The sequence below is a fragment of the Tamlana crocina genome, assembly GCF_012037625.1.
Window position 1 is genome coordinate 1 of sequence record NZ_JAAVJS010000581.1, and the last position, 341, is coordinate 341.

Genomic DNA, 341 nt, shown 5'->3' on the forward strand with positions numbered 1-341 from the left:
ATCATGGAAGTGGTATTCTTGCGGCTTACAGCGATCTCGTTGAGAGCATAGTGATTGTCATAGAGTTCTTCTACCTTGGGATTTGCCCTTATACTTAAGAGGGAGCGTTGAGAGATCTTGTATTCATTGTTAAGCAGCAGCTTGATCGTGTGCCTTATATCTTCCTTGTTCACCGTGGCTAAAAATCCCAGCCTTCCGGTATTTATTCCCAGGATGGGGATGTCACGATTACGTATAAAATTCACAGATTGAAGTATGGTACCGTCACCACCTACACTTATAAATACATCATAGGAGCCATCCAGCCTTTGAAAGGTATTGAAGTGGTGAAAATCCTTTTT

General features: G+C 41.9%; 1 protein-coding gene. It reads right to left on the reverse strand.

Annotated features, from left to right (window positions below; genetic code table 11):
* Positions 1 to 305 (reverse strand): NAD(+)/NADH kinase (locus HC176_RS18135; protein WP_245234961.1); only part of this gene is annotated, 305 nt, incomplete at its 3' end.
* Positions 306 to 341: the final 36 nt, after the last annotated feature.